At 41.6% G+C, this 18,510-nt stretch carries 17 protein-coding genes; 1 reads left to right on the plus strand and 16 read right to left on the minus strand.

The genetic code is table 11. The features are described from left to right. Positions 1-31: 31 nt before the first annotated feature. Positions 32-2,590 (plus strand): transglycosylase domain-containing protein, encoded by a 2,559-nt coding sequence (locus tag ACZ5B7_RS21500; RefSeq protein ID WP_464490944.1) that lies wholly within the window; start codon positions 32-34, stop codon positions 2,588-2,590. Between the two features lie 128 nt (positions 2,591-2,718). On the opposite strand, the gene ACZ5B7_RS21505 is transcribed toward ACZ5B7_RS21500, so the two are convergent. The 16 genes from ACZ5B7_RS21505 to ACZ5B7_RS21580 form a co-directional block, all read right to left on the minus strand. After that, the gene (locus ACZ5B7_RS21505; protein WP_423798930.1) at positions 2,719-3,078 is read right to left on the minus strand and encodes a YpoC family protein; all 360 of its coding nucleotides are present in this window, start codon (positions 3,076-3,078) and stop codon (positions 2,719-2,721) included. Next, positions 3,071-3,733: an endonuclease III gene (gene nth, locus ACZ5B7_RS21510; protein WP_464490945.1), complete on the minus strand. Its 663-nt coding sequence runs from the start codon at positions 3,731-3,733 to the stop codon at positions 3,071-3,073. The genes ACZ5B7_RS21505 and nth overlap by 8 nt, the downstream gene beginning before the upstream one ends. A gap of 67 nt (positions 3,734-3,800) precedes the next feature. Further along, positions 3,801-4,499, minus strand: a complete 699-nt coding sequence (locus ACZ5B7_RS21515; protein ID WP_464490946.1) for a DnaD domain-containing protein — start codon at positions 4,497-4,499, stop codon at positions 3,801-3,803. A 123-nt stretch (positions 4,500-4,622) separates the two neighbouring features. Next, complete coding sequence (locus ACZ5B7_RS21520; protein ID WP_423802655.1) at positions 4,623-5,810, minus strand: pyridoxal phosphate-dependent aminotransferase; 1,188 nt, start codon at positions 5,808-5,810, stop codon at positions 4,623-4,625. 29 nt (positions 5,811-5,839) lie between these two features. After that, complete coding sequence (locus ACZ5B7_RS21525; RefSeq protein ID WP_213145053.1) at positions 5,840-6,316, minus strand: cell wall elongation regulator TseB-like domain-containing protein; 477 nt, start codon at positions 6,314-6,316, stop codon at positions 5,840-5,842. A gap of 138 nt (positions 6,317-6,454) precedes the next feature. After that, the gene (locus ACZ5B7_RS21530; RefSeq protein ID WP_464490947.1) at positions 6,455-7,303 is read right to left on the minus strand and encodes a ComEC/Rec2 family competence protein; all 849 of its coding nucleotides are present in this window, start codon (positions 7,301-7,303) and stop codon (positions 6,455-6,457) included. Positions 7,304-7,351: 48 nt separating this feature from the next. After that, complete coding sequence (dinG, locus tag ACZ5B7_RS21535) at positions 7,352-10,150, minus strand: ATP-dependent DNA helicase DinG (RefSeq protein ID WP_464490948.1); 2,799 nt, start codon at positions 10,148-10,150, stop codon at positions 7,352-7,354. Positions 10,151-10,841: 691 nt separating this feature from the next. Further along, positions 10,842-11,225 (minus strand): aspartate 1-decarboxylase, encoded by a 384-nt coding sequence (gene panD / locus ACZ5B7_RS21540; protein WP_464490949.1) that lies wholly within the window; start codon positions 11,223-11,225, stop codon positions 10,842-10,844. A 29-nt stretch (positions 11,226-11,254) separates the two neighbouring features. Next, complete coding sequence (gene panC, locus ACZ5B7_RS21545; RefSeq protein ID WP_464490950.1) at positions 11,255-12,103, minus strand: pantoate--beta-alanine ligase; 849 nt, start codon at positions 12,101-12,103, stop codon at positions 11,255-11,257. Next, positions 12,100-12,936 (minus strand): 3-methyl-2-oxobutanoate hydroxymethyltransferase, encoded by an 837-nt coding sequence (panB, locus tag ACZ5B7_RS21550; protein ID WP_464490951.1) that lies wholly within the window; start codon positions 12,934-12,936, stop codon positions 12,100-12,102. Before panB ends, panC begins: the two co-directional genes overlap by 4 nt. Before the next feature lie 249 nt (positions 12,937-13,185). Continuing rightward, a complete protein-coding gene (locus tag ACZ5B7_RS21555; protein WP_464490952.1) occupies positions 13,186-14,163 on the minus strand; it encodes a biotin--[acetyl-CoA-carboxylase] ligase in 978 nt (325 codons plus the stop codon). After that, positions 14,133-15,347 (minus strand): CCA tRNA nucleotidyltransferase, encoded by a 1,215-nt coding sequence (locus tag ACZ5B7_RS21560; protein WP_464490953.1) that lies wholly within the window; start codon positions 15,345-15,347, stop codon positions 14,133-14,135. The genes ACZ5B7_RS21555 and ACZ5B7_RS21560 overlap by 31 nt, the downstream gene beginning before the upstream one ends. A gap of 12 nt (positions 15,348-15,359) precedes the next feature. Then, positions 15,360-16,487 carry an N-acetyl-alpha-D-glucosaminyl L-malate synthase BshA gene (gene bshA / locus ACZ5B7_RS21565; RefSeq protein WP_213145045.1) on the minus strand — a complete coding sequence of 376 codons (1,128 nt, stop codon included), beginning with the start codon at positions 16,485-16,487 and terminating at the stop codon, positions 15,360-15,362. Positions 16,488-16,490: 3 nt separating this feature from the next. Then, complete coding sequence (gene bshB1, locus ACZ5B7_RS21570) at positions 16,491-17,198, minus strand: bacillithiol biosynthesis deacetylase BshB1 (protein WP_464490954.1); 708 nt, start codon at positions 17,196-17,198, stop codon at positions 16,491-16,493. Between the two features lie 23 nt (positions 17,199-17,221). Beyond that, a complete protein-coding gene (gene dapB, locus ACZ5B7_RS21575; protein ID WP_464490955.1) occupies positions 17,222-18,025 on the minus strand; it encodes a 4-hydroxy-tetrahydrodipicolinate reductase in 804 nt (267 codons plus the stop codon). A gap of 5 nt (positions 18,026-18,030) precedes the next feature. After that, the gene (locus tag ACZ5B7_RS21580; RefSeq protein ID WP_464494544.1) at positions 18,031-18,357 is read right to left on the minus strand and encodes a nucleotide pyrophosphohydrolase; all 327 of its coding nucleotides are present in this window, start codon (positions 18,355-18,357) and stop codon (positions 18,031-18,033) included. Positions 18,358-18,510: the final 153 nt, after the last annotated feature.

The raw sequence follows: 18,510 nt of genomic DNA on the forward strand, positions 1-18,510 counted from the left end.
AAATAAAGAGCAGAAAGGAAGGAATTTCAAAATGGCTGAGCAATACCAATCAAGAGAGGAGCGCCGAAAGAAACAGCAGTCAAACAATAAGGCCAAACCAAAAGCAAAGGCTAAGAAAGGCGGAATGGCAAAGAAAATTTTCCTTTCCCTAGTGGTGCTTTGTTTTGTCGGCTTATTGGCTGGTGTCGGCACTTTCGCCTATTTAGTAAAGGACACTCCCAAGCTTGATCCTAAATTATTAAAAGATCCTATCCCTTCAAAGATTCTAGATAAAGATGGAGAGCTTATTTCCGAAGCCGGCTCAGTGAACCGGGAATATGTTACTTATAAAGATATACCGGAGCAGGTTGAAAATGCTATTTTGGCAACGGAGGATTATCGTTTTTATAAACATCATGGCATCGACCCGATACGCCTTGGCGGTGCGGTTCTCGCAAATTTCCGTGATGGCTTTGGTTCGGAAGGCGGCAGCACGATTACCCAGCAGGTTGTCAAAAACGCCTTTTTATCACGTGATAAAACCTTGAAACGAAAAGTTCAGGAAGCATGGCTTTCCTATCAGCTGGAACAAAAATATACAAAACATCAAATTTTTGAAATGTATGTCAATAAGGTATATGTCTCGGAAAATAGCTGGGGTATTGCCACTGCTGCAAAAATATATTACGGAAAAACACTTGATCAGTTGACACTTGCGGAAGCAGCCCAATTGGCTGGGATGCCGCAAAGCCCGAATAATTACAATCCTTTTAACCATCCGGATTTAGCCGAAAAAAGACGAAATATCGTATTGAGTTTAATGTATCAGCATGGTTTTATTTCAAAGGCACAGATGGAAGAAGCTAAGAAGGTTGCCGTAAAAGATACGGTCCTGAAAGAGGAACAGCGTAAAATAAATGACAAACCATATGATGCCTTCGTAGATGCTGTCATTGATGAAGTTAAAAAAACAACCGATTTTGATATTTTTTCTGACGGTTTAACAATTTATACAACACTTGACAAAAACGCGCAAGACTATGTTAACGAACTTTTAAACTCCAAAGACCTTATTCCATATCCTGATGATCAATTCCAGGCAGGAGTCGCACTTCTCGACACAAAGACTGGAGAAATCAGGGCGATTGGCGGCGGCAGAAACCAACAGGTGCAGCGCGGCTACAACTATGCCATTGATATACAGCGCCAGCCCGGCTCTACCATTAAACCTGTGTTGGATTACGGCCCTGCCATCGAATACCTGAATTGGGGCACCTACCAAATGATTGAGGATAAACCAATTACGTATTCATCAGGTAAGAAATTCGGAAACTGGGATGGCAAGTATAAGGGTCCGATGACGATGAGGACGGCCCTTCAGTTATCAAGGAACACACCGGCGGTTCAGGCCATTCAACAGGTTGGACTGGATAATGCCATGAAATTTGCCTTAAATCTGGGCATCCCGTTAAAAGAAATCTCTGAATCCTATGCGATTGGCGGCTTTGGCGGAAAAACCGTTGGGGTATCACCTTTAGAAATGGCTGGAGCTTATGCGGCATTTGGCAACAAAGGTATTTACAATAAGCCGCATGCTGTCACGAAAATTCAACTGCGCGATGGTACCGTTATTGACACAGCACCTGAACCAAAGGTGGCCATGAAGGATTCCACAGCGTTTATGGTTACCGACATGCTAAAGAGTGTTCTAGTTTCTCCGGGTACGGGGACAAACGCAAAAGTACCAGGACTCCCAATGGCAGGTAAGACAGGAACTACAAACTATTCGGAAGAACAAAGAAATGCCTGGAATATTAGTAAAAGCGCGGTACCAGATTCTTGGTTTACAGGGTATACGACCAATTATACAGCATCCATTTGGACTGGTTACGGTGACTATAAAACGCCGATTGAGGCAAAGGGAAATAACCAAAGAATTGCCCAGTTAATCTTTAAAAATTTACTAGCGCATGTCTCAAAAGGCAAACAAACAGCTGACTTTACTATGCCAAATAGTGTGGAGAAGGTCAGAATCGAAAAAGGCTCCATGCCGGCTGTGCTTGCGAGTGAATACACTCCTGACAGCGAAGTACTCACGGAATATGCTGTAAAGGGCCATGCCCCGAAAACAGTATCCGAGAAATATAACAAGCTTGAGGCACCTAGCGGCTTGGCAGCAAAATTTGATCAAGATACACAAAAAATCGCTGTAACTTGGGATTATCCAAATACAGCACAACAAAATGTTCAGTTTGATATTACCGTTGAAAATGGCACTACTCCAAATCATGTGGTGCAGGCAGAAAAAGGATTCCTATTCCCAGTTAAGCCGGGTGAGAAATACACTATTACCGTTCTGGCTATTATCGGAGATCGGAAGAGCGATCCTGCAACAACTACCATTGAGGTTCCGCAGGCAGAAATCGATAATGAACAAGGAAATGGAAATAATGGCACTGGGGACGGAAATGGAAACGGAAACGGCACTAACAATGAGAACGGTAATGGTACTGGAACTGGTACTAGCAGTGGAAATGGCAGCGGCAATAACACCGGCGGAGTCGTGATCCCGCCAATCGTAACCCCTGGAACTCCTTCCAGCGGGCATTAAATGAAAACTCGCCGATTGGCGAGTCCGATAGGACGAAGACAGAGGGGTAGTTGAATTTATGCGTTAGGAAATTATAAATTTGTGAAAATTTATAATTTCCTATTAGCTAAAAAAACAAGAGGCTGACACTAGGTTGTCGGCCTCTTGTTTTTTTGGATATTTTTCCGGGCATATTGTTTTTCTTGTTCTACCATGAGTTCTGATAACTGTCGATATGAATGATAGAGTGATGGTCTGGACTTGATAAAAGCGAATCGCTCCTTAAGATTGACAGGCTTGTATTCGAAGCTTTCAAATGGAATGGGATCGGTGCAGCTAAGTGGCAATCCATTCGTCAGAAACAAAAACCTAAGGTATAATTGAATTCCTTTATTCATCCATTCTTTCGCCCCTATTTGGTCCCTGTTTCGAAAAACTTTCTCAAGATGCTCCTGTGTACTGGCCCATTCTTTAAGAATATCGTTTAAAGACTCTGAAGGCTTACTCATTTACAGCAGCCTTTCCTTTCATTCTTTTCTTCCCTTCCCTGCAAAGACCTATGAGCGAGCAGCTTGGGCACTGCGGGTTTTGCGCCTTGCAATGATATCTGCCAAAAAAGATTAAGCGGTGATGTGTGGCAGACCACTCCTCTTTTGGTACCTTCTTCATCAGCGTCTTTTCCACTTCCAATACAGAGTCCTTCCAACGGCAAATGCCGAGCCTCTTACTGACACGTTCAACATGGGTATCAACAGCGATGGCGGGAATGCCATAGGCAACCGAAACAACAACATTGGCTGTTTTCCGGCCCACTCCCGGCAGCTTTGTTAATTCATCCCTATCCATAGGCACTTCCCCATTATATTCTTCTAATAAAATACGGCAAAGACTTTGAATGTTTTTCGCTTTGTTCCGATAAAGACCGATTGAGCGGATATCATTTTGCAATTCCTCCAAAGGGACTTTTAAGTAGTCCTCTGGGGTCTTGTATTTTTTAAATAGACCAACAGTTACCTTATTAACGAGTGCATCGGTGCATTGGGCAGATAAAGCGACAGCGATAACGAGTTCAAAAGGATTGGAATGATTTAATTCGCAATGGGCATCTGGAAACATTTCACCCATTGTATCTAAACAATGCCGAATTTGTGTATTATTAAGCAAGGTTTTCACCCCTCTAAATGTTTATTACAGAAAATAAACGAGTGAATTGTCACTCGTCATTGGAAAATTATTGCTCTAACCAGTTATAGAATGGAATGGATGATGGCGGGGCATCCTCCCTTGGATTGCCTTTTTGAACTTGTTTCTGCCGGAATTTGCGACCCTGATTTTTGGCCTGCTCAAGTGTCTTAATGCCATTCTTCTTCCACTCAAAAAGAATTCTATCAATATAGCGAAAATTTAATTTACCTGACATGACTGCTTCACGAAGTGCGGCTTTGATAATGACAGGATCATGATGGTCATCATCCATCCACATCGCAAGAGACTCACATTCAAAAGGAGACAAAGGACGGCCAAATTCATTTTCAAAACACGTATATAAATCGGTTTCATCCGTTTTCTTTTGATTCTCATGTACATTCTGCGTGCTTGTTAAAAATTGTGTCACGAGTCTTTCCCATAATGGTTTTATTGTGTACTTCTCGAAACGAATGCCGTCTTGCGAATATTCATCAATGATGGCAAGAAAGCCTCTTTGGATCAGCTTTCTAAGCATGTCACTGCATTCTGATAGCGAAATGGTCATTCTTGCGGAAAGCTCTTCAGGGGTTGGAAAATCATTACCTTTTTCTACGAACGTCATGATATTTAGTAACAGAACTAATTCTGCTTCGTTTAAATTCAAATTGCGATATTCGGAAAATAGTAAAGAGGGTACGGTAATGGTACCTTCTTCTAGCCAAGCTACTATATTATCTTTCATGTTAGGACACCTCCTAAAAAGTATATCACGAACAGGTGATTTCGAGTAAGAGAATTAGGCATCCTGTTTTGGTAAAGAAATCAAAAAGCCTGCAGGTCGCAGACTTTTTGATTTTACTAAAGGTTATACCCTAACTTTTGATTCTACGAATTGCTGCATGCGGGATACGGCTTTTTCTAATAAGTCTAGTGATGTTGCATAGGATAGACGGATGTTGTCAGGTGTTCCGAATCCTGACCCCGGAATCACAGCTACTTTTGCTTCAACCAAAAGGGCAGATGCAAAATCGTCGACATTGCTGTAGCCAGCCATTTCAGCAGCCTTTTTCACATTTGGGTACAGATAGAAAGCACCCTGCGGCTTTACACAAGTGAACCCAGGAATGGCAACCAGCTTATCATAGATAATTTCCAATCTTTCTTCGAATGCCTTCCGCATTTCTTCAACTGGCTCCTGCGGCCCGTTGTAAGCCGCGATGGCTGCATATTGAGCGGTAGTGGTCGGGTTAGATGTGCTATGGCTAGCGAGATTGGTCATTGCTTTAATAAGTTCAGCATTACCAGCAGCATAGCCAATCCTCCAGCCTGTCATCGAATGGGACTTGGAAACACCATTAATAATAATTGTTTGTTCTTTAAGCTCCGGCGAAATTTCCGCAATCGAAACATGCTTTACACCGCCGTATACGAGCTTTTCATAAATCTCATCAGAAACAATCAAGATGTTTTCTGCCAAGCATACCTTACCAATTTCCAAAAGCTCCTCTTCGGAATATAAGACCCCTGTTGGATTGCTTGGAGAGTTAATGATGACAGCTTTGGTTCTATTGGTAATCGCCTTTTTCAGTTGTTCCGGTGTTATTTTAAAATGGTTTTCTTCCAATCCATCGATATAAACAGGAACTCCGCCCGCTAACTTAACCTGCTCCGGATAGCTTACCCAATAAGGAGTAGGAATAATAACCTCATCCCCTTCATTTAAAAGAACCTGAAACAGCGTATAGAGGACATGTTTTGCACCATTCCCAACAATCACTTCATTTGGCTTATAGGTTAAGCCTTGATCTGTTTCGAACTTTTTAATAATCGCCTTTTTTAAGGCAGGAAGACCAGCCGAAGGAGTGTACTTGGTTTGTCCCTCATTCATCGATTTTACCGCAGCATCCAAAATGTGCTGAGGGGTATTAAAATCGGGTTCACCTGCACCGAGTCCAATTACGTCTTCACCTTGTTCCTTCAATTCTTTTGCTTTCGCAGTAATGGCCAATGTTGTTGAAGGTGTTAAGGACAACACCCGGCTTGCCAATTCCACTTTCATTATGTTTTCCTCCTGTCTCTACCCTATAGATTTTCAATTTCCTTCAGCCACTCGCCGGTTTCGAAATGGAGATAATAATAATTTATTAAATTATTATCAGAACGATAATAAATTTCCCATAAGGGGATGTTTTGTTCCATTCCCAGCCGGACTGAAATGATTTTTTGGGGATTTTTTTCTTTATTCAATGTTTGAATTGCTTCCTCTTTTGTAAGGCCGCTCTTGGCCTTTCGGACAATAACCTTTTTGCTCTTTTCGGGAACCCAGACAATAATCTCTTCGCCCTTGTTATTTTTCCCTTCAATGACATTAACGGTTTCTTGACCATTATAAACATGAAAATCTTCAACGCTTTTTAATGGAACCTTTTTTTCAGCGGCCTGAACAGCACGTTCTTCAGCGGTAATTAATGGTTCCATTGCACTATGATATACTTTTATCGAAACCCCGATCACCACAGCAAGTAATAAACATGCTCCAATTATAATCCACTTTTTCACTTTCAAATCACTCTTTTATGTACGATATTTTTCCTCCAATTAATTCTTGTTACTTGTTTCCTACCAAATATCATTATAACAGGTAAAAGGAAAAATGCCCTATCTGAAACCAAGGAATCGTAATTTTTCTTTAAGTTTTTATTCTTCTTCTGTTGGGATGGTAAAAACCTCGTATTTGGAATCCGTGAACTTAAGCGTCACCGTTCCATGCTTTTTTGTAAAATAAACTTCAGACCACGTTTCGTGCAGGCCTTGAAGGATATCACGGTCCGGATGATATTCCTCCGGTGTAAACAATACAGAAATTTCCGGATTCAAATAGTGGATAAAGTTAGTTGATAAAAAAGATGCCTTAGCGTAATCCGGAATTTTTAAAACATGGACATCTTCAAGGTTTTTTGTCAGTAATGCCTGCTCCGCCCTTTCGCTGCAGGATGACATTAAAAAGAGACGGTGATTGAAAAACTTAAGGATAAAATCCATCCCTTCGTTTTTTTCATTTCCGACAAATTGGACTTCGGCCATCAGGTCAGGAAAAAGTGATTCTATTGTCCCTTCTTTCCATGTTGATACCGCTGCCTGCTTTTGATCATCAAGGCCAAAGGCTGCCTGGGCTGATATTTTTGGAGTAGTAATCAATTTTTCTATGTTATATTTGTCCATCAGCTTATTTACTTTTTTAAACGACAGGCTATTTTCATCTGTAGTAATGATTAAGGTTTGAATGCTTTTTACATCATAAAGTTTGAGCCACTCTTCCAATTCCGCTTCCGTGTCTTGCCCCCCGACATTGACCAAAATATTCTCGTTGTTCGGGCCTTGAATTAAAGTAGCCTCGCCAGCGGACAGTCCTATAAAAGTAACGGCCATTTCGTGTTCCTTTATATTTAAATCTATATTTTCAACCTTACCTGAAATAGCCGTTTCCGCATGAACTACTGAAACAGCCGGACAAAATAAGGCCAATAGAATGAATAAAATTCGCATACACATTCCTCCTGTCATGTATAGGATGTGTATTTCTTCCAAATTTTATCATAACCAGGATTGAATAATTTTGACTATTTCTTTGGCCGATTCTTTTTTTATCGTGACTGGCGGAATGGAATTTAAGAAGGCCTTTCCATATTTCGTTGTGATTATCCGCTTGTCAAAAACAATCACAATCCCCCTATCTGTTTCAGTTCGGATTAACCGGCCAAAGCCTTGTTTAAACCGCAGGACCGCTTCAGGCAGAGAATATTCAAAAAAGGCATTGCCGCCACTTTCCTCAATTATTTGGCATTTCGCCATTGTTAACGGCTCATCCGGTGAGCTGAAGGGAAGCCGTACTAAACACAGGCATGATAAATCCTCCCCTGGGATATCCACACCCTCCCAAAAACTGCTCGTTCCTAACAGAATGGCCTTTTCATAGCGCTGGAAATTTCTCGTCAACCTTGTTCTGCTCCCGCTCGTAATCCCTTGGGCAATTAATACATAGTCATCGAGAAAGCCGCTTTCCTTTATCAATTCGTACGTTTTCTTTAGCATGTCGTACGCAGTAAAAAGAAGCAGCATCCTTCCTTTCGTCGCCTCAGCAATCGTGATGATGTGCTCGGTTATAGCAATCACAAATTCATCCAAGGAAACTGAATTGATTTCGGGCAAATCATCAGGAATTATCAGCTGTACCTGTTCCTTGTAATTAAAAGGAGAGGGGATGATTACCTTTTCCGGATTACTGGAATCAAGGCCGATTTCCTTAAGATAATAGTCAAAGGTATTATTAACAGTTAACGTTGCAGAAGTAATGACTGCTGCCTTTTTACTAGCAAAAAAATATTTTTCTAAAGCAGCCGCTACACTGGCCGGCTGTGCGATAAAGGTTGTTATATTCTGCGGTGCACGTACATCGATTTCAATCCATTTAACATCATTGGTGTCCCTTAAAAAGCTGTTTATTACCCTGCCCCTTAATTCCTCTAATTCCATAAGAAACACATGGACTTCCTCGATTTTCCCCTCCTGCTTTCTGGTTAACCCATCCTTTTGGGAAATAATCCATTCCACCCTTTTACTAATTGCGGCATGCAAATCTTTTATTAAAAATGATAGCCTTTCCGCACTATGCACTAAAGCCATTCTTTCTTTAGAACTATCAGCTTTACTAAAAGGGATTTTTGTGCGGTAATATCCATTTTTGTTATTAATCCTCTTTTTAGCAAATAGAGCAATTAACTTAAAAAATTCATCCATTTCATACGAAAAGTCTATCATCATCTGATTAAGCTCAAATGTATGGATAATCGGTTCCTTCGTGAAAGGATAAATAGCAAGAATCTTTTCTAGTTCATAAAAAAGCTGTTCTTGTTCGTATAAACCAAATTGACCGGCCAGCATTCTTGCAGATAGGTAATCCAAGGAGGTACCAAAGAATTGAACTGCCACTTTTTCCAAATGATGTCCTTCGTCAATAACGACAAAATCATATTCAGGCAATACAGCGCCGTTCCCTTTAATATCACTTAATAATAAGGAATGATTGGTAATAACAATATCCGAGACTTTAGCCTCTTTTTTTGCTCGCAAATAAAAATCCCGTTCTTGCCAATCAGGATGTTTTGAAAAAGCGGTTTGCTCATTTTTAATTTTATTCCAAAAAAGGAATCCTCCGCTGGAAAGATTCAGCTCATCCTTATCACCAGTTTCTGTCTCGGTTAACCAAACAAGAATCTGCATCTTTGTTAAGGTGGTATCATAGTTATCGTTTTCATCAAGCAGCGACTGATGAAATTTTTCCAAACAGATATAATGGCTCCTGCCTTTTAAGAGCACAGCCTTTACCGGAAAAGGAATCATTTTTTCCAGAAGTGGCATTTCTTTTCTTAATATTTGCTCCTGCAGCTGAGTGGTATGTGTACTGACGATGATCGGCCGATTCCTCTGTTTAGCAAAGAAGACAGCTGGCAGCAGATACCCTAACGATTTTCCTACTCCCGTTCCTGCTTCAATTAACGTATGACGCTCGGATACGAAGGCGTTGTAAACCACATCCATCATCTTAAATTGCCCCGTCCGATTCTCAAAGGATTTAAGGCCGCTTTTCATCAGCCTTAATTTCTCTTCTTCAGCTTGAGGATAATGATAAGCCTGGAATTCTGACGATGTTTCCGGCTGAGCCAGCACTTTATTTATGGCGAGGTCCCTAAACGCCTCAAAATCTTCATTATGTACAGACTTTTCATCCATGCTGTCAATCATTTCTTCAAGTAGCTGCTCAAGGTCGCTTTTTAATCCGCCGGATAACGGAAAAAGCCGCTTAAGCGTAATAAAGGGCAGCTGTTGTAAACGCTGGACCAACAGCAGGAAAATTTCCGCGGTCACTTCCGCATCACTGTCGGCTTGGTGAGGCCGATCGTGCTTGAGGTTTAGCATTTCAGCCAAATCAGTAAGTTTATATCCATCCGCTGTCGGATATAAAATCCGCGACATTTCCACGGTATCCAATACAGACCCGTAAAACCCTTCAAATCCGGCTTGGATTAATTCCTCTTGAAGAAAGGATAAATCAAATAAAACGTTATGGGCTACAAAATAAGCCCCGTCCAGCAAGGAAAAAACCTTCGCAGCAATCTCTGAAAAAACAGGGGCATTCTTCACCATTTCATCATTGATTCCAGTTAACTCTTCTATAAATATCGGAATGGATTTTTGGGGATTGATCAGTGACGAAAATTTCTCCGTTATTTGTCCATCTTCAATTACAACAGCGGCAAATTGAATAATTTTGTCGCCCTTCTTCGGAAGATTTCCGGTAGTTTCTAAATCGATTACAACAAATTTATTAGACATATACATAACACCCCAAAGCTTCATTCCTTAAACGGTAACATAAAAAAATAAAAAATGAAAACAATTATATATTCGCTATTCATTATAATAAAGTCCCATTGAAAAGAAAAATCCTCTAATAAAAATGGGCCAGGCAACAAGTCTGTTGATTGGCGCTCCAGGCACTTCGCTTTCCGCGGGCGTACCGGGGAGCCTCCTCGGAGCTATCGCTCCTGCGGGGTCTCCCCTGCCCCGTACTCCCGCAGGAGTCTTCGTGCCTTCCGCGCCAATCAACAGGTGTAATCCATAAAAACTTCAACTCACAGGATGAAGCAACATATTAATTGCCAGGAAACTAGTCGATGAAGGACAAAATTGAAGGAATCTGAGAGGGAAATGTCCCTCACAAAACTGATGAAGGATAAAATCTAGAGACACACTAAGCAAGGTTCGAAAAAGTGTGTTGCAATACTTTAGGTTGATTTGTACTCCTGTTGATTGGAGCGGAGGGCACTCGACTCCTGCGGGATATAGAGGTCACTGGAGACCCCACAGGCGCTTTCAGCGCCGATGAGGCTTCAGGACCTCCCCGCGGAAAGCGAGGCCACTTCGCTGCAATCAACAGGCCCGATAGCAGAAACAATCAATAAATAGAAAAATTGCCGAGAAAGATATTCTTTCTCGACAAACTGATCCCCAATAAAGGGGGTTTTTACATAATTGTATGTGCCGGTTCGGCATGAATAAGTTCTTTTATCCGGTTAAGTTCGTCCATAATCGCTACTTTTGGTTTATGGTAAGGGACTTTGTCTTCTGCCACAAGTGCATAGGAAATGATGATCACAATATCTCCAGGCTGTACGAGGCGGGCGGCTGCCCCATTTAAGCAGACAACACCAGACCCTCTTTCACCCGGGATGATATAGGTTTCAAGACGAGCTCCGTTATTGTTATTGACAATTTGCACCTTTTCGTTCGGCACCATGCCAACTGCGTCTAATAAATTTTCATCTATTGTAATACTGCCAACATAGTTTAAATTCGCTTCTGTGACTGTTGCTCGATGGATTTTTCCGTTCATCATGTGGCGAAACATAAAATGTGGTTCCTCCTCTATTCAAGTGTCTACTCTATATCCAGAATGAGATTATCAATTAAACGAACCTTTGTAAATTTTACAGCAAGCGCTATGATTATCCTACCCTCTAATTTTTCCAGTGGTTTTAACTGAGGATAGGAATAAATCTCCGCATAGTCGACTACCCCAGACGAGTTGCTCATAATCATTTCGTTCATTAAAATGATTAAACTGTTAGGGTTCCGTTCGCCTTGATCAATTGCCTTTTTTGCTTCCTGCAGGCTTTTATACAAAACAACTGCCTGCTTTCTTTCTTCGGGCAGCAAATTGACATTACGAGAGCTTTTGGCCAGCCCGTCTTCTTCGCGGACAATATCCACCGCCACTATTTCTAATGGAAAATTGAGGTCGGAAACTAATCCTTCAATGACCGCCACCTGCTGCGCATCTTTTTTGCCAAAATAAGCCCTTGTCGGCATGACAATATGGAAAAGTTTAGACACAACTGTAGCGACGCCATCAAAATGACCAGGGCGCGATTTCCCGCATAACACATCGGTCCGAGCCTGGACAATGACTTTCACCGATGGTTCAGTTGGATACATTTCCTTGACTGTTGGGTGGAAAATGTAGTCGACATGTTCACATTCGGCCAGTGCCCGGTCTCGCTCAAAATCGCGAGGATATGTGGAAAAGTCCTCTGTTGGTCCAAATTGCAATGGGTTGACAAAGATACTTAAGACCACAATATCATTTTCCTGTCGGGCCTGCTTTATAAGAGTGAGATGCCCTTCGTGAAGATATCCCATCGTTGGGACAAAGCCAATCGATTTACCCTCACTTTTTTGTTGTTTGATTTCAGTCTGCATCTCTTTTATGGTTGTAATAACCTTCATTCTTTACCTCCGTATAAAACGAGCAATTGCTCTTCCTTCATGGTGTAGCTGTGCTTATCTTCAGGGAACTGTTTGTTTTTCACATCCTGGGCATACGCTTGAATCGATTCAATCATAAATGGACTCACAGAATGGTACTGTTTGACGAATTTAGGAACCCGTTCAACACCGTAGCCAAGAATATCATGATAGACAAGCACCTGGCCATCGACATCAATTCCTGCACCGATGCCAATTACCGGAATAGACAAGGCTTTTGTTACTTGCTCCGCTAACTGCTTTGGAACACATTCCAAGACGAGCGCGAATGCTCCTGCTTCTTCGCATTTTTTAGCGTCTTCAATTAACTTTTTTGCCGCATCTGCATCTTTGCCTTGAACCTTGTAGCCGCCTAATACACCGACTGACTGCGGTGTTAAGCCAAGATGGGCACACACTGGAATTCCCGCCCTCGTCAGGGCAGCAATATGTTCGATGACTTCATCCGCCCCTTCAAGCTTAACAGCATGTGCTCCGGTTTCCTGAATCAATCTGCCTGCATTCACTAATGTATCCCTTACCGATAAATGGTAGGTTAAAAATGGCATGTCCACAACAATGAATGTTTCTTTAGCCCCGCGCTTGACAGCTTTTGCATGGTGGATCATGTCATTCAATGTGACAGGGATAGTAGAATCATAACCAAGAACCACCATTCCGAGAGAGTCACCGACGAGAATCATATCTACGCCACCCTGTTCCGCCTGCTTTGCCGAAGGATAATCATAAGCCGTTAACATTACAATTTTTTCATTCTTTTCTTTCATCTTCAGAAAATCTGTCGTTTGCTTCATCCTTATTCCCTCCTTAAATTAGGGGAGAGGTGATAAAACAAATAAGAAGCTAAATAAAAAAATCCTTCTGAAGGCAGAAGGATTTTCGTTACTTTACTTCTTGTTCCATCCCTCTGTCCCGGTCCGTTTGACGGATCTAGGCAGATACCTTTTAGTTTTATAGACTTCCAAGGTGCAGTTCCTTCGGGATACTGCCCATAAAAAATTATAGCAAATATTATCCATTTCGTACAGAATGAAATGTTAGGACTATAGTTCTATATCAGCGGAATAAACATGGTGAATCACACCGGATGCATCTTCAATCTTTAAAACGCCTTCATCGGTAATCCCGAGGGCTTTTCCTTCAATGACACCTGTCAAGGTTCTAGCTTTGATCATTTTCCCAATACTTATGGCATAGCCTTCCCATAGCAGTTTAATTGGGTAAAAACCTTTTTCGAGGAAGAGCAAATATAATTTTTCAAAATGGGTAAAAATACTTCTTATGATGCTGGCCCGTGAAAGTGCATCTCCTTTTTCAATTAACAAAGAGCTTGCAATATTTTGCAATTCAGGTGGGAAATCATCCTTTGTCTGATTGACGTTCAAGCCCATCCCAATGATGATAGAATGAATCTGATCAGCCTCCGCCTGCATTTCAGTCAGAATGCCGGTTATTTTTTTCCCATTCAGCAAAATATCATTTGGCCATTTTATTTCCGGATTAAGGCCTGTCACTTCTTCGATTGCCTGGACAATAGCTACTGCTGTTAAAAGCGTTAACTGTGGCGCCTTTGTCAATGGAATATTAGGACGGAGGATAAGGCTCATCCAAATCCCTGTATATTTTGGTGAATGCCACGGGCGATTCATTCTTCCCCTGCCGGAAATTTGTTCCTCTGCTATTACAACTGTTCCCTCTGGCACATTTTCAGAAGATAATCTGTGGGCAATCTTTTGGGTTGATTCCACGGTTTCTTCGTAATGGATGTTTTTCCCAATAAACTTTGTAGTCAAGCCAAGTCTAATTTCATCGGCAGTAATTTTTTCAGGTGTTTTGATAATTCGATAGCCTTTTTTCCTGACCGCCTCAAGTTCAAAGCCTTCTTTTCTTAATTCCTCGATATGCTTCCAAACTGCCGTTCGCGAGCAGCCAATTAATTCAGCAAGAAATTGGCCGGATAAATAGGATTCACCAGCGTTGGTAAAGGAATCTAGCAATTTTTTTCTGATTTCTGACTGCACGCCTTCAGCCACTCCTTTATCTTTTCTTTTTCGTTTACAACTTCATCTTGCAAAACTGCATGTTCTATTCTAGTAAGCAGTTCTTTCAGCCATGGGCCACCTGCCTGTTCCCGCCAAGCCATTATGTCGCTTCCGGTCACAGCCAGTTCAGATCGCTGCTTGATAGGCAGATGGTCGTAAGTGTTTAACCAATACTTTACAGAGTCAAAATCATTTATGCCTTTTAAAACAAGATAAAGCTTTTCTGCAGATTGAATTGTCTCGCTGCCAGCCGTATACAAATCGTATCGGGACCAATCTTTTATAAGTCTTTGTTTGGCATATAGCAAGATGTCCTGAATTTCTTTCATTTCCTTTACAGGAAGTCGCCAATTCCGAAGAAAAGCCTCGCTATCTTGTTGATTAAGTTCTAGACAATAAAGAAGCAATGCCCACATTTCTTTCTTATTTAACGAATCACATAGATAAGAAAGTAATTTTTCAATTTTCAATTCCTGCTTCTTGAGCCCAGGTAAATATTCAAAAACCTGCGTTTCAAGCAAAATCCTGAAAGCTTTTTTTCGATTGTCGCCAGAAAGCAGCTTTTCAAACTCGGCTCTCTTCCTCTCAACAGCAATTTTATCGAGCAGGTGCGCATCCTTTTTTAAAGCTAGTAATGTTTTACCTGCAATATGAAAAGAGAGCTGGCTGACAAAGCGTACCGCTCTCATCATTCTTAGGGCGTCTTCGCGAAACCGTTCCTCCGGGCTTCCTACCGTTCGAATAACCCTTTCCTTAATGGCTGTTTGGCCGTCAAAAGGGTCAATAATGCTGCCATTTGCATCCATTGCGATGGCATTCATGGTAAAATCCCTGCGCATCAGATCTTCGTTAAGATTGCGAATAAAGGAAACCTGCTTAGGCCTCCGAAAATCCTGATATTCTCCTTCTGTCCGAAAGGTGGTAATTTCATAAGAATTGTTTTTTAACAGGACAAGAACCGTTCCATGTTGAATACCGATATCAACAGTTTTAGGAAAAATGGCTTTCACTTCATCAGGTGTGGCTGACGTCGCAATGTCGACATCGCTAATTTTATTTCCAAGTAAATAATCCCTAACCGATCCGCCCACAAAATAGGCTTCATATCCGGCGGACTCAAGCCTTTTGATGACTGAAACAGCCGATAAAAAGGGTTCTTTCATATTTATCTCACCTTATTTCAGCAGCTTAAAATAAAGCATTTCGTATTGCTCGACAATTTGCTCTGCTTTAAATTTCGTTTTGACTGTTACTTCTGACTGCTGTGAAAATTGCTGATGAAGAGCTCCATCATTCAATAAACGAATTGCTTTATCAGAAATATCCCCAATATCACCAACGTTACAAGTATAGCCCGTTTTGCCGTCCTCAATAACCTCAGGGATGCCTCCTACATTGGTTCCAATCACCGGCACTCCGCAGGCCATTGCCTCTAGGGCAACAAGACCGAAGCTTTCCTTTTCCGACAATAGGAGCATCAAGTCACTGATGGAATATAACTCTTCGAGGTTTTCTTGTTTTCCTAGGAAAATGACTTGATCCTCTAATCCAAGCTGTCTGACTAGCTTGCAAACGATGGTCATTTCGGGTCCATCCCCGACTAGCAACAACTTCGCCGGCATCACAGCGGAAATATTGGCAAATGTTTTAACCACATCCTGGACGCGCTTGACGCCGCGGAAATTGGATACATGGATAATGACCTTTTCATCTTCCCTTATCCCAAATTCAGCTCTTAAATGGTTGGAATCTGTTTTTTGATAAACTCGGTCATCAATAAAGTTATATACTGTTTCAATTTGCTTGTCGGGATTGATGACCTCATATGTCTGCTGGACTAATGCACTTGAAACAGCCGTCACCGCATCTGACTTTTCAATGCCAAATTTTATTGCATCTGTGAGGGACGGATCATACCCAAGCACGGTGATGTCAGTACCGTGCAGGGTGGTGACTATTTTTATATCCCTTCCTGCCATTTGCTTAGCCAAAATAGCGCACACCGCATGCGGGATAGCATAATGGACATGTAGCAGGTCCAGTTTCTCTCGATTGGCCACTTCTGCCATCTTACTGGCGAGAGCGATATCATAGGGTGGAAATTGAAAAACCGAATATTGGTTTACTTCTACCTGATGATAATAGATGTTATGATAGATTTTGTTCAGCCGAAATGGGATGCTTGATGTTATGAAGTGAATCTCATGCCCCTTCTCCGCCAGGAGTTTTCCCAATTCTGTCGCGACAACCCCGGAACCTCCGACAGTCGGATAACAGGTAATGCCAATTTTTAATTTTTTCATACGTTAATCTCCCAGCAAATCACGGTTCAATAGAATAGGAACCTTTGTTTTAAAGCCTTCCGCATATGTAACATTGACCAGCTTCCCAAACATTCTTTCTCTTGCCTCGACGGTTTCAATATAACCATTGACAAGAGGTGTTTCGTAGCTTGTATCTGTCCGGTCGAACTGGCTTTTATAGGATTGTAATGCCGCTATCTTTTTCTCCATGGACATGGAAATGTCGACAGTAAAGTCCGGCTTGTGAAAGCCATTTATCATATAAAAATACAATCTATTTACCCGATGGGGCTCGCTAGATTCTGTTTCATATTTTTTTATTCCCGCCGAAAAAACCGCCTCTTCGACGAGACGGGCACAATTCCCATGATCAGGATGACGATCTTCCAAAAAAGGAGCAAACACGAGTTTCGGCTTATGTTGACGAATGATATCCGCTATCTTCCGAATGTATTCATCCTTTAAATATAACCCTCTATCAGGAAACCCAAGTGAGGTCCGGTATGAGACCCCTAAAACATCTGCAGCCTTAGCCGCTTCCGCTTTCCTTAGTGCCACATTTCCGTTAGAGGAAAGATCCGCATCCGTTAAATCACATATTCCAACCCGATACCCTTCTGCTGTTAATTTTGCAATTGTGCCTGCCATGCCGATTTCGACGTCATCGGCATGGGCCCCAAATGCAAGAATATCAAGTGATTTTCCTTGCATGTCATTCACCAACTTTGATTATTTTAGTCCAAAATATTTTCCAGCCCGTACACAAAGCCGTTATGTTTCATAACCGTTTCAACAGCGACCTTTACACCGGACATAAATGATTCACGGTTATAGGAATCATGGCGGATGGTTAAGGTTTGTCCGTCTGAACCGAATAATACCTGCTGATGGGCAATCAGCCCAGGCAAGCGGACAGAATGGATATGCATCCCGTCAAATTCAGCACCTCGTGCTCCTGTTATAGTTTCTTTTTCATCTGCATGACCTTGTTTTTTCGCTTTCCTGACAGCCGAAATCATTTCAGCCGTTTTAACTGCTGTACCGGACGGGGCATCTAGCTTTTTATCATGATGCAATTCAATAATTTCAACATCACGAAAATATTTTGCCGCAAGCTGCGAAAATTTCATCATTAGCACCGCTCCTATTGCAAAATTTGGAGCGATAATACAGCCTAGTTCCTTTTCCTTGCAAAGGCGCTCTAATTCTTCCAGATTTTCTTTTGAAAAACCAGTCGTACCTACCACAGGCCTTACATTATAGCTAAGTGCTGTTTTGGCGTGCAGCATGCCAAACTCTGGCGTTGTTAAGTCGATTAGTACATCTGCCTGAACATTTTGTAGACACTTTTCAATATCGGTATAAATGGGAACGTTATGTATCGATTGAAAACCCTCAATGTCGCTAAGCATCATTCCATCATATTTATGGTCAAGGACAGCCACTAGGTTAAAGTGTTCAGTTCTTGCCGCAAGCTTTACTGCTTCACTGCCCATTCGCCCTCTAGGACCTGCGATCATTATATTAATCTGTTCCATTTTTCTCACTCCATATTTTCCTGATCTTTTCTTGTCCAACGATCCTTATCCCGTGTATTAAACTTGTTCATCACATAATCATGGGCTTTTTCCAAATCAATGTTTAAGGAATTGGCAAGACAAATTAACACAAACAAAAGGTCGCCAAGCTCCTCATCAACAGCTTTCTCGCTTTCTGTTGATTTCTTCGGTTTCTCACCGTAATAATGGTTGATTTCCCGTGCCAGTTCACCTAGCTCCTCTGTCATTCTTGCGAGCATTGCCAAAGGACTAAAATATCCTTCTTTAAATTGACTTATATATGCATCAACTTCTTCTTGAAGTTCTTTCATTGTCTTCCCATTAGCCAAACCTTATCACTCCATACGATGCTGTTATTTGTCAGGCAGGCATGCTCCTGCTCACTATTTTATGTTAGCTAAATTATGGCTGATTTACAAATGTTTTCACCGGAATGATTGGAATTTGCTGGCCAGATTGCCCAA

The sequence above is a fragment of the Neobacillus sp. S1115 genome, from assembly GCF_055385565.1.